Consider the following 15,320-nt stretch of genomic DNA (forward strand, 5'->3'; position numbering starts at 1 on the left):
CCCATTCCACATCAATTCCATACTGATTCGCACCAACCATCAGCTCTCTGACATGTTCATCATGTGTACTCTTCTTCATCAACGCTTGCATTTTTTTAAGTTGCACTCATTATAGACCTGACTTTTTTCACAAGTCAATACTTTTTCAAAAATTTTATTTTTCTTTCCTTTCAATATTATATTGACAAAACAACCTCTTTTTATGTAAATATAATAAATACTCTATTAAAAATAAGGTTTTTTGTATGAATATTATATATTAAAAAAGTAAAATGACATCAAAAAACGCTTACATTTCTGAAAATTCGTATTTCTATATGGATTTTTCAGAATAATCATGATAGATTATAAAGTGAAACTTTAATCAGTGGGGGTGTTCATCCCCACTGATTATTAGTTGAATCAATCAGGTATTAACGCATCAAAAGACATGACAAAAGGAAGGGGAACTACATGAGTACGCAGATGTTAACTTTAACTTCAATCTCTATTTACATGCTCGGGATGTTAGTAATCGGCTATTTCGCCTATAAACGAACGTCCAACTTAACAGATTATATGCTTGGCGGGCGTACACTAGGCCCCGCAGTAACGGCATTAAGTGCTGGAGCATCCGATATGAGTGGTTGGCTTTTAATGGGATTACCAGGTGCAATGTTTAGCGTTGGATTAAGTAGTAGTTGGATTGCGATTGGCCTAACACTAGGCGCATACGCAAACTGGCTTTATGTTGCTCCTCGCTTACGTACCTACTCAGAAATTGCAAATAACTCTATTACTATTCCAGAATTTTTGGAACACCGTTTCCACGACAAATCTCATATGCTACGTTTAGTATCTGGACTTGTTATTATGATTTTCTTTACTTTCTATGTAGCTTCAGGATTAGTTTCAGGCGCTGTATTATTTGAAAATTCATTTGGTATGAACTACCACGTTGGATTATTCATTGTAGCTGGTGTTGTTGTCGCTTACACATTATTTGGTGGTTTCTTAGCAGTGAGTTGGACAGACTTCGTGCAAGGAATCATTATGGTAGTTGCTCTTATTCTTGTTCCTATCGTAACAATTATGAATTCGAACGGACTGGGACCTGCATTTGATACAATTCGTTCTGTAGATCCAACACGTTTAGATATTTTTAAAGGTGCCTCTACTTTAGGGATTATTTCTTTATTTGCATGGGGCCTTGGTTATGTTGGACAACCTCATATTATCGTACGCTTTATGGCGATTTCCTCTGTAAAAGAAATTAAAAGCGCACGAAGAATTGGTATGAGCTGGATGATTTTCTCTGTTGTCGGAGCTATGTTTACTGGCCTTATCGGTATTGCTTACTACTCACAACAAGAGTTAACATTATCTAACCCAGAAACAATTTTCCTTGAACTCGGAAAAATTTTATTCCATCCACTTATTACTGGATTTTTATTAGCAGCTATTTTAGCAGCTATTATGAGTACAATTTCATCTCAATTACTCGTTACTTCTAGCGCTATAACAGAAGATTTATATCGTACATTCTTTAAACGTTCTGCTTCTGATAAAGAACTTGTATTTGTCGGTCGTATGGCTGTACTTGTTATTGCCTTAGTTGGGTGCGCATTAGCGTTTAAACAAAATGATACGATTTTAGCTCTTGTTGGGTACGCTTGGGCTGGATTTGGTTCTTCATTCGGACCTGCTATTTTATTAAGCTTATATTGGAAACGCATGACGAAGTGGGGCGCACTTGCTGGTATGATTTCTGGTGCCGCTACAGTCATTATTTGGACTCAATTCAAATTCTTAAAAGAATTCTTATATGAAATGATTCCTGGTTTTACTATTAGTTTACTAGTAATCGTAATTGTTAGTTTACTAACACAACCTTCAAAAGAAGTTAAAGAGCAATTTGAGGATTTCGAAAAACAACATCGTCATAATTTATAAAAAAATCTCTGCTGTTATCATAACAGCAGAGATTTTTTACAGTTCGACAATCTTTTTATCAAATTTAACAAATTCTTTATGTTTCGTTAAATTTAACATAACACTACTCCTTTATAGTATGAGTATCAGCACTTATACAGAAAGGGGACTCCAACATGTTAGCAGCTTTCCAGCAACAACAAACACGAAAATTTTCACCTATCACAAATACTTCTGCGTCTTGTTTAAACATGCAACCTAACCCGCCTAAAATTTCAATTGCTCCTTCTGTTATTTCAGTCATCGGTGTTCATATGGAAAAACATAAATTAAAAATAAAAACGGGACAAAACATTGTGTTATCAGCTTCCATTTTACCAATACAAGCAACGAATAAAGAGCTTATTTGGTCAAATATGAATTCTGATATCATCACCATATATCCAAAAGGTGACACCGTGACGATTACTGGAAAAAGTGCAGGTAAAGCAGTCGTAATTGTCACAACTGCTGAAGGCAAATTTCGTGACCTATGTGTCATTCATGTACAACCTTATATGACAAATCCAAAGTAAAAGAGTGGCTTCGTAGCCACTCTTTTACTTGATTTCAATATTTTAGTTTTTACTTTTTACAAGGTTAATAAAAAAAGATGAAGATTTATCTTGTTTATGATGGTTGAAATTCGAAATTGCCTGTTCTTCTGTATAAAAATTTGATGTAACTTCTTTCCCTGCTTCATCTATACTATGTTGCCTAACGCATCCTTTTAATACAAAATAACATTTTAACGGAACATTTCCTTGTCTTAGGAGCACTGTTCCTTTTTTATATTCTTCAATTTGTAATTCACTGAGGATCATTTGCTGCTCTTCTTCACTTAGTGTTGTAAATCTATTCATATACTTCTTTAATATCTCTTCCATTTTCCTCCCCCTTCTACGCCCGCATTTCTATAAAACAAAAAGAGAAGTATCATAACTTCTCTTTTCTCCCCTAACACTATAATTCCTGTGTATACACCGGCTCGTTTACGACATTTTTTGCTGTTCGCTTTTGTTGCTGCATTAAGAAAACAGATACACCAAACAATACGAGCATGCTACCGATCATTTGCATTGCATTTAATTTTTCTCCAAGTAAGAAGAACGCAAGTATAGATGCTCCAACAGGTTCTCCTAAAATACTCATTGAAATTGTCGTTGCATTTACATAATTTAATAGCCAGTTATTAATTACATGTGACACTGTCGGCACAACCGCAAGTAAAAGAAAAACAGTCCAATCCCACTTCGTATAACCTGTAAAGGGTACTTGTAATATAACATTATAAATCCCCATAAAAAGACCTGCAAACGCAAAGACTGTAAAGCTATAAATCCAGTGCGATACTTTCTTCACTGTCGTTTGCCCGATAAATAAATAACCGACAACCGCTATTACACTTAGAAAGGATAATATGTCACCATAAATTGCTTGCTTACTTAAACCTAAATCTCCCCAACCAATGCACATTACTCCTAAAATAGCGATTCCCATCGTTGCAATGGCTGAATATGTTGTTCTTTCTTTAAATAGAAAAAAACCTCCAACTAAAGATACGATTGGTTGAAGTGCCAAAATAATTGTTGAACTAGCAACTGTTGTATGCTTTAAAGATTCAAACCATAAAAGAAAATGCAGTGCTAAAAAGAAACCAGATCCAATTAAAAAGCCCCAATCTTTCATTTGAATCCTATTAAATTCCTCTCTTTTTTTCCATACGATAGGCAGCATAATAAGTACGATAATCCATAAGCGGTACATACTTAATATTGAAGATGGTGCTGAGGACATCTTTACAAAAACTGCTGCAAAGGAAATGGCAATTATAGAAATTGCTAATGGTAGTGCGATTGATTTTTCTTGTTTCAAATCCTGTCTCCCCTCTCACCTGTCAAAAATCCCACTTCATTATATCCGTTTTCTTTCGCAACTTAAATACTAATTTTTTAGATTCTTCGTACCATTATGGTAAAATAGAAATTAAGGCACCAATTAGTGAATATTTCTTTCCTTTTCACTACAAGCGTCGCTCTTACAATCGTTACAGTAAATTTTTATTTAGGGGGATCTACATGAGTCAAACAATAGGGAGAATTGAAGAAATTTCATTTTATAGCGCATCACTTCAAGAAGATGTTACACTTCTCGTTTATTTACCAGTAAATTACACACCACTGCACAAACATACAGTTGTAATTGCACAAGATGGTAGAGATTATTTTCAGCTTGGTAAAGCGCACCGTGTAATTGAGCGCCTTCGTGAAACCGAAGAAATTGACCGTACAATTATTGTCGGTATTCCATATAAAAATGTACATGATCGTAAAGAAAAATATTTCCCAAATGAAGTAAAAAATGCTGCATATATTCGTTTCCTTGCTCATGAACTTGCACCATATATTGATGAAAATTATCCAACGTACCAAATGGGAAAAGGTCGTGTTTTAATTGGTGATTCTCTTGGCGGAACAGTTTCCTTTATGACTGCACTTATGTATCCGCATACATTCGGTAAAGTCGTTATGCAATCACCATTTGTGGATGAGACAGTGATGAACTTAGCAAAAGAATTCAAAGATCCACAGGCGTTAGAACTGTATCACGTCATCGGTACAGAAGAAACGGCTGTAAAGCGTACTGATGGACAAGTATCTGATTTCGTAGGGCCGAACCGTGAGTTAAATACGCTTCTTACAGATAGAAACTTCATCACGCATTATGAGGAATTTGAAGGCAATCATACTTGGAAATATTGGCAGACTGATTTACCGAAAGCCTTCTCTCATATTCTATCAATGAAATAATAGAGAGCAGTATTCAGAATAATTTGATATAATAGATAAAGAGATTTATTTATCTCAAAATCTAACTAGACTTACAAAGGGAGGAATTGGAACATGAAATTAGGCATTGTAATTTTTCCATCTAAAATGATTCAAGATAAAGCGAACGGATTGCGTAAACGTTATGACCCGCACTACGCATTAGTTCCGCCACATATTACATTGAAAACACCCTTTGAGGCGCAAGATGAACAATTAGAGTCGATTGTAAACGAGTTACATACAATCGCAAGTAAAACGAACCCTTTCACCCTTCATGTTGGGAAAGTTGGTTCATTCGCACCTGTTAATAACGTCCTTTACTTTAAAGTAGAAAAAACACCTGAACTTACTTTCTTAAATGAAGAAATGCATAGCGGGTTATTCACGCAAGAACGCGAATATGCTTTCGTACCTCATTTAACAATCGGACAAGGCTTATCAGATGCAGAGCATGCTGATGTGTTGGGCCGATTACGTATGAAAGATTTCTATTACGAACAACCAATTGATCGTTTCCATCTTTTATATCAATTAGAAAATGGAACATGGACTGTACACGAAACATTCCGTCTTGGAAAGGGGAACAACTAATTTGCACGCACAGATTGTACAAACGGACGAACAACTAAGAGATGCATTCTCTGTACGTAAACAAGTGTTTGTAAATGAACAACGTGTCTCTGCTGAAGAAGAGTACGATGAGTTTGAAGAAACTTCAACACACGTTGTTATATATGACAATGATGTTCCAGTTGGTGCTGGACGTTTTCGCACCCTTGATGGTATAGGAAAAATGGAACGCATTTGCGTGCTAAATTCCCATCGTAAAAAAGGCATCGGAAAAATTGTTATGGATTCGCTTGAAGCGTATGCAAAAGAAAATTCGCTACCGAAATTGAAACTTCACGCTCAAACACATGCTGAAGATTTCTATAAAAAACTTGGATATGTAACGAGTTCTGATGTATTTATGGAAGCTAATATCCCGCACGTCGTAATGATAAAAGAATTGTAATTTGAAAGCAGGAGGTGATCCCTCCTGTTTTTTTACATTGCTATTTTCTTTTTCTTCCGCTAAAGTTAAATGTTGATGCTATAGTTTTGAAGGTGAACATATGACACAAGAAAAATTTTCACAAAAATCGTTAACACACGCTGATATTCCGCGTGCGACATATCATATTCCCAAAACATCTACCCATTTAATCATGGAAGAAGATGTAGATGCGGCTTATTTCCGCGCTCTCGAACAACAAAATGTTTTTTTAAACGAAAAACAATTAGAAGCCGTGCGTACAACAGAAGGTCCTGTTCTTACACTAGCTGGTGCCGGAAGCGGAAAAACATCTGTTTTAACAACTCGCGTAGGTTATTTAGTAAATGTAAAACAAGTTCATCCACGAAATATTTTATTACTTACATTTACACAAAAAGCAGCTGAAGAAATACGAAGTCGTGTTGCGAAGTTACCGGGTATGAATCATGCAGCAAGTAGTTACGTTGTTGCTGGTACATTCCACTCTGTTTTCTTAAAATTGCTTCGTAGCCAAGGGTATAATCAGCAAATTTTAGCAAATGAAAAACATAAACAAATTATGATAAAAAAAATTTTAAAAGAATTGCGTTTAAAAGACGATTACGATGCGGAAACGATGCTCGCGATGATTTCACTTGAGAAAAACAAATTAAATCGTCCGAAAGATGTAAAAGCGAAAACACCAGTCGAACAAGAATTTAAAGAAGTATACGAACGTTTTGAAGAGGTAAAACAAAGATACAATTATATTGATTTCGATGACATCTTATTGGAAACATATTATATGTTAGAAAATAATGCTCCTTTACTAACTCAATTACAACAACGTTTTCACTACATTGAAGTAGATGAGTTTCAAGATACATCCTATGCACAATATGAAATTGTAAAATTGTTAGCCACGCCAAGAAATAATTTATTTATCGCAGGTGATGACGACCAGGCGATATACGGCTGGCGAGGAGCAAGTCACCAAATTATTTTATCTTTTCCAAAAGAATTTGATAACACAACAATCATTGCACTAAATACGAATTATCGATCCAATCCCTTTATCGTCGGGCTTGGAAATGAAGTTATAAAATTAAATCAAGAACGTTTTGATAAAGAGCTATACTCTGTTCGTGAGGAAGGTGTACAACCTTTTTATGCAAGACCTGCTACGACTCTTGATGAAGCAAATCAAATTTTGCAGCTTATTCAAGAAAAAGTAGAGAGTGGTGAACGTAACTTTAAAGATTTTTGTTTACTGTATCGCACACATTCTGTAAGTCGTTCGTTACTTGATCAGCTTACCATCCATAAAATCCCGTTTATTAAACACGGAGCGAGCCAATCATTTTATGAACATTCTTTAATTAAGCCTGTATTAGATCATCTACGACTTGTGATTGAGCCGTTTCGACTAGAATCACTTTCAAACATATTACCGACGATGTATATCGGACGTGATGATTGTATTTCATTTATTGAACGTGAACAATGGAAATATGGTGAGGGGCGCTTCCCTTCTCTTCTTCATTTCTTACTATTAAATCCAAGCTTAAAACCTTTTCAAGTGAAAAAGGTAAATGAGCGCATCGATTTTATTAAATTTATAAAAGAATTAGAACCGAAAAAAGCATTAAAAGAAATCATTCATGGTAAAGGAAAATATTTAGAGTACTTGCAAAGTAACGATCGTTCTTCCTTTACAATGCATAAAGACATACAAGAAGAAATGTTGGAAGAATTAATGGAGTCTGCCACTCGTTTCACCGATATTCCAGCTTATTTACAATTTATCGACGAGGCGATTCAAGGTCAAAAAGAAATGGAAGCATTAAAAACAATGCCGCAAAAAGATGCCGTTTCACTTATGTCAATTCATAACGCAAAAGGCCTTGAATTTCCATGTGTCTTTTTACTTGGAGCGAGTGATGGAATCCTGCCCCATACTTCTTCTTTAAAAGATGCAAATGATCGTGTTACGGAAACTTCTGAAGCGTTAGAAGAAGAACGCCGGTTACTGTATGTCGCCATTACACGTGCGAAAGAAGAACTTTACATTTCTTCTCCGCAATTTTTCAGAGGAAAGAAATTAGATATATCTCGTTTTTTATATACTGTGCGAAAAGATTTACCTGAAAAGACATCCACTAAATAAGGATGTCTTTTTTTATATCACGCTATGTACATCCCTCCTATATAAATTCCTTGTTTTTATCGTAAGAATTAACGTAATATCAGCCATATCCCACTCATATTGTAATAGTGTATGTCAGAACTCACGAGAAGGAGTGAACATAATGAGCTGCAATTGTAATGAAGATCATCAACATGAGTGTGATTTCAACTGTGTATCGAATGTCGTTCGTTTTATACATGAACTACAAGAATGTGCAACGACAACATGTGGATCTGGTTGCGAAGTTCCATTTTTAGGTGCACATAACAATGCATCAGTAGCGAATACACGTCCTTTTATTTTATACACAAAAACTGGAGAACCTTTTGAAGCATTTGCACCATCTTCAAGCCTTACTAGTTGCCGTTCTCCCATTTTCCGCGTAGAAAGTATAGATGATGATGACTGTGCTGTATTGCGTGTATTAACTGTAGTTTTAGGTGATGGTACCGCTGTACCACCTGGTGACGACCCAATCTGTACGTTTTTAGCTGTACCAAATGCAAGACTAATATCAACCTCCACTTGCATTACTGTTGATTTAAGTTGCTTCTGCGCTATTCAATGCTTACGTGATGTTTCTATTTAAAACTAAATAATGAGTTAAGCATGGATTGGGTGGCAGATAATTCTGCCACCCAATCCATGCTTAAAGAGTATTCTTATGTAAATTTCTTAAAATTGGGAACTTGTCTAGAACATAGAACCTGTCCTTTTCATTAACTGAAAGTAGAAACAGATAAAGGAGTGAAAAACATGTTCTCTTCTGATTGCGAATTTACTAAAATCGATTGCGAGGCAAAACCAGCTAGTACACTACCTGCCTTTGGTTTTGCTTTCAATGCTTCTGCACCTCAGTTCGCTTCACTATTTACACCACTACTATTACCTAGTGTAAGTCCAAACCCAAATATTACTGTTCCTGTAATCAACGATACAGTAAGTGTCGGAGATGGCATTCGAATTCTACGAGCTGGTATTTATCAAATTAGTTATACATTAACAATTAGTCTTGATAACGTACCTACTGCACCAGAAGCTGGTCGTTTCTTCTTATCATTAAATACACCAGCTAACATTATTCCTGGATCAGGTACAGCAGTTCGTTCTAACGTTATTGGTACTGGTGAAGTAGATGTATCCAGTGGTGTTATTCTTATTAACTTAAATCCTGGTGACTTAATTCAAATTGTGCCAGTTGAGTTAATTGGAACTGTAGACATCCGTGCGGCAGCATTAACAGTTGCACAAATTAGCTAGTAAAAAGCGGTATTTCTAATACAGAAATACCGCTTTTTATACATAATAAAAAACACTCACAGTAGCATGAGTGTTTCATTCTTCATATTGTTTTATTGTGTTCTTCTTTTTCCCGCAATTGCATCCCTTTTTCTTCACAAATCCTTGTTGTTGTAATTGTTCTTGATATGCCTGTTGTTGTGCTTGGTGTTGTTGCTGTATATGATACCACTGCTGCAGGTCATATGAATTCTGCCTTGGATTATTGCTCACAGCAAACATCTCCTCTACTGTCAATTCTGTCTATTTACTATATGAACAACTCTTTATTTCCGTTCCCTCATTCTTTTAAACTCCGCTTTTTCTCGTATTATGAAAATATATTATTCTCCCATAAAATATCCTGTAATTGTTTCAATGATGGCTGCTGCTCCTGCAATAGCTAATAATGCAAGTAACGGTTCCGCAACGATAGGGATCCAATTATATAAGACTAATAAAAAAGCACTAACCCATACACCTGTACACCAATAACAGCTTAATAATTCGCCAATCCACTTTCTTAATCCATTACCTTTCACTTTTGTAAACGTTGATACACTTCCATCCGGCTCCGTAATCTCTAATTCATCAATAAATGGTCTTCGCAAAAAGGCTGTAATTTTATCATAAACAATTAAACGAGTGAGCCTAAAAGCAGCTAACGCAAAAATAAAAAATAAAAGCCAGCTTGTAAACAGCATAATTCCACCTACCCTTATCCTCTTTCGCCTATTTAAAAAAAAAGGTCTTGAGATTGTGACCAAATCTCCTCGACTCCAATATCTTATTAATGTAAATACAAACAAGAAGATAAGGAGTGACATTAATGAGTTGTAACGAAAATAAACACCATGGCTCTTCTCATTGTGTAGTTGACGTTGTAAAATTCATCAATGAATTACAAGATTGTTCTACAACAACATGTGGATCTGGTTGTGAAATCCCATTTTTAGGTGCACACAATACTGCATCAGTAGCAAATACACGCCCTTTTATTTTATACACAAAAACTGGAGAACCTTTTGAAGCATTTGCACCATCTTCAAGCCTTACTAGCTGCCGATCTCCAATTTTCCGTGTGGAAAGTGTAGATGATGATAGCTGTGCTGTGCTACGTGTATTAACTGTAGTATTAGGTGACGGTACTCCGGTACCACCTGGTGACGATCCAATTTGTACGTTTTTAGCTGTACCAAATGCAAGATTAATATCTACAACTACTTGCATTACTGTTGATTTAAGCTGTTTCTGTGCGATTCAATGCTTACGCGACGTTTCTATCGTAAAGTAAACTAAAAAACTATTGGGGTGGTAGAAGCTTTCTACCACCTTTACATATTTAAAAACCGGCCATACTAATCGATTGGATATCATCTATAGACAACCTAATATCTCTCATACTATTTTGCGGCATAATAGATACAATGCCATGACGATACGATATGATCGATCCAACATATGAGACTGTAGCTGTTTTTATTCTGCATCTTACTTTCGGAATGTAATGAGGGCGGTTTAGTAAAAAATGAATTTTTTCATCATTATTCATATCCTTAAATGATTTATTATACGGGACAGTTCTTACTGGTTCTGGTTCTTGCTCTTCTTGTTCTATGTGTTCTTCTTTTTCTTCTTCTATTTTTTCTTCCACTTGCTGCTCTTCTTGTTGTTCTTGTTCTATTACCTCTTCCACAGCACTTCTTACAATATTTTCTTGTCTATTACTTTTCTCTTTTTGATCTTCATTTTCAAAGTTTGTCAGGATAATCCTTTTTATTTTCGGTGCAGCAAGTTCTAAACTTACTTGCGTGATATATAACAACGGTTTTCCAACTGTTGAACTTTTATTTTTATTCTTCACACTCGTCCCTCCCACTTCCATACGTAGCTAAATAAATCGTGTACTATTATAGTTATATTCATCACGTGGTAAGAACTTTCGTTAAAAATCGTTCTTTCTAAGAACAAATAAAAAGGACAATCTCAGCATTTAGAGATTGTCCTTTAAAAATTAATATTATATTTATCCTAGGATATGATACCCTGAATCAACATGAATGTTTTCTCCTGTTACACCGCGTGCTAAATCACTGAATAGGAATACTGCTGTATCGCCAACTTCTTCTTGCGTTGTTGTACGACGAAGTGGTGCGCGCTCCTCAATTTCTCTTAAGATTGAGTTGAAATCGCCTACACCTTTTGCAGATAACGTACGAATTGGTCCTGCAGAAATAGCGTTAACACGAATACCGTGTTGACCTAAATCGTTCGCTAAATATTTCACGCTCGCTTCTAATGAAGCTTTCGCAACACCCATAACGTTATAATTTTTCACAACGCGCTCGCCGCCAAGGTATGTTAATGTTAAAATATTTCCGCCTTCTGTCATTACTTTCTTCGCTTCTCTTGCTACAGCTGTTAAAGAGAATGCGCTAATATTTTGTGCAAGTAAAAATCCATCGCGAGAAGTATCTACAAATTCACCTTTTAAGTCATCGCGATTTGCAAAAGCAATACAATGTGCTACACCGTGAATAGTACCTACTTCTTGTTTAATTGTTTCAAAGCAAGCTGTAAGTTCCTCATCATTCGTTACATCACAAGGTAATACAAGTGATTCTTGTCCTTCTAATGTGTCCGCTAATTCACGAACGTTTCTTTCTAAACGTTCTCCTGCATATGTGAATATTAATTTTGCACCTGCATTATGCAAAGAGCGAGCTATTCCCCATGCAATACTTCTTTGGTTCGCAACGCCCATAACAACAAATGTTTTCCCTTGTAATAGTTCCATGATATATCCTCCCAGAAATACTTATACTTGTTATTAGTACCTGATACTATAATTATAGTACCATAAAACCGCTTAAAGGCAAACAAAAAAGTCATTAACAGAAATTTGTTAATGACTTTTGGTTTCTATAAAAAACCGCTCTAATCCTTCTTCCCAAGACGGCATTTGTGAAAAACCATTTAATCGTAGCATGTTATGTTGAAAAATAGAATATTTGGGCCTCGCAGCCGCAGCCCCGAATTCTTCCGTTGAAACAGGTAATACATTCACTTTCATATTGGCGTACGAAAATATCTTTTGTGCAAATTCAAACCAAGAGCATGAACCACTGTTTGATACGTGGTATGTACCGTATAAAGAAGTATGAATGAGCTTATTAATAACCATATTTAAATCCGCCACATACGTAGGAGAGCCAACTTGATCCGCTACAACGGATATTTCATCTCTTTCTTTTCCTAATCGCATCATCGTTTTCACAAAATTATTTCCATATTTACCATATAGCCACGATGTGCGAACGATAAAATATTTATTATGTAACCCTTTGACGAACTGCTCCCCCGCATACTTAGAGGCCCCATATATATTTATCGGCGCTGGACTATGAAATTCGTCGTATCCATCTGGTCTGGCACCTTGAAATACATAATCAGTACTAATATAAACTAGCTTCGCCCCTACTAATTGTGAAGCAACCGCTACATTTCGAGCTCCGATTGCATTTATTCTATACGCAAAATCCTGTTCTTTCTCCGCATGATCTACTTTCGTATAGGCAGCACAATGAATAATTATATGTGGTTTTATTTCTTGTACCACTTGTTGTATTCGGGATATATTTGTCACATCTAATAACTTTTTATCAAATGGATATATATCATATTCTTCAGAGTCTAACTCTTCAAATAGTTGCTTTCCTAATTGACCGTTTGCTCCTGTTATGATAACCCTCTCTTTCATTTAACATACCCCTTACTAATCTTTTAGTGGTTTCCACCATTCCTTATTCTTTTCATACCATTTCACCGTCTCTTGTAATCCTTGTTCAAACGTGTATTTCGGTTCCCAATCAAATTCATTCTTCATTTTCTCTGCATCAATCGCATAACGACGATCGTGCCCTAAACGATCTGTAACATATTCAATGTCTTTTTTTGTTTTTCCTAAAAGAGTAATAATTTGTTCCACAACTTCTACATTTGTTTTTTCATTATTTCCACCTATATTATATACTTCTCCTACACGTCCCTTATGCAGAACAACATCAATCGCACTGCAATGATCCGTTACATGTAACCAATCTCTTACATTTAAACCATCACCATATAGCGGTAGTTTTTTTCCTTCTAGTGCATTCGTAACCATTAATGGAATTAATTTTTCAGGATACTGGTACGGTCCATAATTGTTAGAACAACGCGTTACTATAACCGGTAATTGATATGTTTTATAGTAAGATAGAGCTATCATGTCCGCGCTCGCCTTACTTGAAGAATATGGACTATTTGGAGCTAACGGTGTTTTCTCTGTAAACTTCCCTGTTTTTCCTAAAGAGCCATACACTTCATCCGTTGACACTTGCACAAGTTTTATATGCGAATATTTTTTAACTAGTTCTAATAAAGTGACCGTTCCAATTACATTTGTATCATAAAAAGGAATCGGATTTTCAATACTACGGTCCACATGTGATTCAGCTGCAAAATTTACAATCACTTGTACGTCTCGCTCTTTTATAACGTGTTCTAATAGCTCTCCATTTTGAATTTCTCCTTTTACAAAAGAGTAATTCGGGTGATCCTGAAGAGATTTTACGTTATTTAAATTCCCACTATATGTTAATGCATCGTAATTAATAATTTTATATGTTTCATAACTTTGTAGCATGTAATGAACGAAATTACTTCCAATAAATCCAGCCCCACCTGTTACTAATATATTCATAAACAACTCTCCTACTTAAAAACTATCTTCATATTCCTCTAGTAATGGTAATATCTGATCCTTATCGGACAATATAGGATCGGTTACTGGCCAAGGAATTGCTAAATCTTTATCTTCCCAAAGTAATCCTGAGTCATGCTCTGCGCTATAATATTCATCTACTTTATACATAACGATAGTATGCGGGACAAGCGTGCAAAATCCATGTGCAAACCCTTTTGGCACTAGTAATTGCCGATGGTTATCTGCACTTAAAATATATCCTTTCCATTGTTTAAATGTCGGTGATTTTTTTCGTAAATCAACGATAACATCATAAATTGCCCCTTGCATAACTTGAATGAGTTTCGTTTGTGCTTTCGGATTTTTTTGAAAGTGTAGTCCCCGAATCGTTCCTGCCTTAGCCGAATAAGATACGTTATCCTGTACAAATGAATACGTTATCCCTAATGTTTCTAGCACCTGCTTATTATAGCTCTCTGAAAAAAAGCCACGATCGTCTCCAAACAACCTCGGTTCTAACAATTTTGCATCGGTAAAATTTGTTTCTACAACTTTCATATTCTCACCTATTCTCCGTTAAACTGTTTCCCAAAATTTATATCCCGTGCTAACGTATTCGCCTTTTGAAGCGAAGCATGAGTTCCCGCATCAGTCCACCAGCCGCTCATTTCATTATAAGTAAGTACCCCTCGCTTTAAATACCAATTATTTATATCTGTAATTTCAAGTTCTCCCCGTGCAGAAGGTTTTAATTCTTTAATATAAGAAAAGACTTTCGAATCATACAAATAAATTCCCGTAACCGCATAAGAACTTTTCGGCTCTTTCGGCTTTTCTTCAATTTCAACTATTTTTCGGTTTTGAATATGTGCTACGCCAAATCTTTCGGGATCTTCTACAGATTGCAATAGCACTTTCGCACCTTCTTTTTGGTTTGCAAACTCTTCAACATACGGAAGAATATCATCTGAAAAAATATTATCCCCTAATATAACTACCATACGATCATTCCCGACGAAATCTTCACAAAGTCCTAACGCCTGTGCGATCCCGCCCGCTTTATCTTGCACACGATACGTAAAGGACACTCCAAATTCATGACCACTCCCTAAAAAGCTAACAACATCCCCCATATGCTCTTTACCTGTAATAATCATAATATCTGTAATATCGCATTGTTTTAGCTTATATACCGCATGATAAATCATCGGATACCGACCAACAGGAAGTAAATGTTTATTCGTTACTTTCGTTATTGGATATAATCTTGATCCAGTACCACCTGCTAAAATAATTCCTTTCACTTTGCAT

General features: G+C 35.7%; 18 protein-coding genes, 1 pseudogene and 1 other annotated feature (1 of these 20 cut by a window edge). Of the genes and pseudogenes, 9 read left to right on the top strand and 10 right to left on the bottom strand.

Going from position 1 to position 15,320, the window contains the following annotated elements; genetic code table 11:
* Window positions 1-91, bottom strand: a binding site (T-box leader); it reaches 147 nt to the left of the window's first position.
* Between the two features lie 362 nt (window positions 92-453).
* Both putP and D1166_RS00895 read left to right on the top strand, forming a co-directional pair.
* Complete coding sequence (putP, locus tag D1166_RS00890; protein ID WP_000107205.1) at window positions 454-1,932, top strand: sodium/proline symporter PutP; 1,479 nt, start codon at window positions 454-456, stop codon at window positions 1,930-1,932.
* 155 nt (window positions 1,933-2,087) lie between these two features.
* The gene (locus D1166_RS00895) at window positions 2,088-2,486 is read left to right on the top strand and encodes an Ig-like domain-containing protein (RefSeq protein WP_000878734.1); all 399 of its coding nucleotides are present in this window, start codon (window positions 2,088-2,090) and stop codon (window positions 2,484-2,486) included.
* 78 nt (window positions 2,487-2,564) lie between these two features.
* On the opposite strand, the pseudogene D1166_RS00900 reads toward D1166_RS00895, so the two are convergent.
* A pseudogene (locus D1166_RS00900) lies at window positions 2,565-2,837 on the bottom strand (Crp/Fnr family transcriptional regulator); the annotation flags it as partial.
* Between the two features lie 76 nt (window positions 2,838-2,913).
* Window positions 2,914-3,825 carry a DMT family transporter gene (locus tag D1166_RS00905; RefSeq protein WP_000806941.1) on the bottom strand — a complete coding sequence of 304 codons (912 nt, stop codon included), beginning with the start codon at window positions 3,823-3,825 and terminating at the stop codon, window positions 2,914-2,916.
* A gap of 203 nt (window positions 3,826-4,028) precedes the next feature.
* Between D1166_RS00905 and D1166_RS00910 the strand changes: the two genes are divergently transcribed.
* The 6 genes from D1166_RS00910 (at window position 4,029) to exsF (ending at window position 9,244) form a co-directional block, all read left to right on the top strand.
* Entirely contained in the window at window positions 4,029-4,760 is a 732-nt protein-coding gene (locus D1166_RS00910) for an alpha/beta hydrolase (RefSeq protein ID WP_000084013.1), read from the top strand.
* A gap of 93 nt (window positions 4,761-4,853) precedes the next feature.
* Window positions 4,854-5,372: a YjcG family protein gene (locus D1166_RS00915; RefSeq protein ID WP_000765863.1), complete on the top strand. Its 519-nt coding sequence runs from the start codon at window positions 4,854-4,856 to the stop codon at window positions 5,370-5,372.
* Between the two features lies 1 nt (window position 5,373).
* Window positions 5,374-5,796 carry a GNAT family N-acetyltransferase gene (locus D1166_RS00920; RefSeq protein ID WP_000543307.1) on the top strand — a complete coding sequence of 141 codons (423 nt, stop codon included), beginning with the start codon at window positions 5,374-5,376 and terminating at the stop codon, window positions 5,794-5,796.
* A 100-nt stretch (window positions 5,797-5,896) separates the two neighbouring features.
* Complete coding sequence (locus D1166_RS00925) at window positions 5,897-7,963, top strand: ATP-dependent helicase (RefSeq protein WP_000191204.1); 2,067 nt, start codon at window positions 5,897-5,899, stop codon at window positions 7,961-7,963.
* A gap of 142 nt (window positions 7,964-8,105) precedes the next feature.
* Entirely contained in the window at window positions 8,106-8,573 is a 468-nt protein-coding gene (gene cotY / locus D1166_RS00930) for a spore coat protein CotY (RefSeq protein WP_001277719.1), read from the top strand.
* A gap of 167 nt (window positions 8,574-8,740) precedes the next feature.
* A complete protein-coding gene (exsF, locus tag D1166_RS00935; RefSeq protein ID WP_000492942.1) occupies window positions 8,741-9,244 on the top strand; it encodes an exosporium protein ExsF in 504 nt (167 codons plus the stop codon).
* Window positions 9,245-9,319: 75 nt separating this feature from the next.
* Here the strand turns inward: exsF and D1166_RS00940 are convergent, their stop codons facing one another.
* Entirely contained in the window at window positions 9,320-9,505 is a 186-nt protein-coding gene (locus D1166_RS00940) for a hypothetical protein (protein WP_029948404.1), read from the bottom strand.
* Between the two features lie 101 nt (window positions 9,506-9,606).
* Complete coding sequence (locus tag D1166_RS00945) at window positions 9,607-9,966, bottom strand: DUF1360 domain-containing protein (protein ID WP_000899664.1); 360 nt, start codon at window positions 9,964-9,966, stop codon at window positions 9,607-9,609.
* 125 nt (window positions 9,967-10,091) lie between these two features.
* On the opposite strand from D1166_RS00945, the gene exsY reads away from it, so the two are divergent.
* Window positions 10,092-10,556 carry an exosporium assembly protein ExsY gene (exsY, locus tag D1166_RS00950; protein ID WP_001277743.1) on the top strand — a complete coding sequence of 155 codons (465 nt, stop codon included), beginning with the start codon at window positions 10,092-10,094 and terminating at the stop codon, window positions 10,554-10,556.
* 48 nt (window positions 10,557-10,604) lie between these two features.
* Here exsY and D1166_RS00955 read toward each other — a convergent pair whose 3' ends face one another.
* The 6 genes from D1166_RS00955 to D1166_RS00980 all read right to left on the bottom strand — a co-directional run bounded on the left by D1166_RS00955 (window position 10,605) and on the right by D1166_RS00980 (window position 15,313).
* Window positions 10,605-11,147 (bottom strand): spore coat CotO family protein, encoded by a 543-nt coding sequence (locus D1166_RS00955; RefSeq protein ID WP_002196304.1) that lies wholly within the window; start codon window positions 11,145-11,147, stop codon window positions 10,605-10,607.
* A gap of 141 nt (window positions 11,148-11,288) precedes the next feature.
* Complete coding sequence (fabI, locus tag D1166_RS00960; protein ID WP_000421886.1) at window positions 11,289-12,059, bottom strand: enoyl-ACP reductase FabI; 771 nt, start codon at window positions 12,057-12,059, stop codon at window positions 11,289-11,291.
* Between the two features lie 108 nt (window positions 12,060-12,167).
* A complete protein-coding gene (gene rfbD, locus D1166_RS00965) occupies window positions 12,168-13,022 on the bottom strand; it encodes a dTDP-4-dehydrorhamnose reductase (protein ID WP_097855585.1) in 855 nt (284 codons plus the stop codon).
* A 15-nt stretch (window positions 13,023-13,037) separates the two neighbouring features.
* Entirely contained in the window at window positions 13,038-14,006 is a 969-nt protein-coding gene (gene rfbB / locus D1166_RS00970; RefSeq protein WP_001024170.1) for a dTDP-glucose 4,6-dehydratase, read from the bottom strand.
* A 15-nt stretch (window positions 14,007-14,021) separates the two neighbouring features.
* A complete protein-coding gene (gene rfbC, locus D1166_RS00975) occupies window positions 14,022-14,567 on the bottom strand; it encodes a dTDP-4-dehydrorhamnose 3,5-epimerase (RefSeq protein ID WP_000869413.1) in 546 nt (181 codons plus the stop codon).
* An 8-nt stretch (window positions 14,568-14,575) separates the two neighbouring features.
* Window positions 14,576-15,313 (bottom strand): sugar phosphate nucleotidyltransferase, encoded by a 738-nt coding sequence (locus D1166_RS00980; protein WP_000676160.1) that lies wholly within the window; start codon window positions 15,311-15,313, stop codon window positions 14,576-14,578.
* Between the last annotated feature and the right edge of the window lie 7 nt (window positions 15,314-15,320).

It is taken from the genome of Bacillus sp. ISO11 (assembly GCF_003458115.1).
In the GTDB taxonomy this organism is placed as follows: domain Bacteria; phylum Bacillota; class Bacilli; order Bacillales; family Bacillaceae_G; genus Bacillus_A; species Bacillus_A cereus.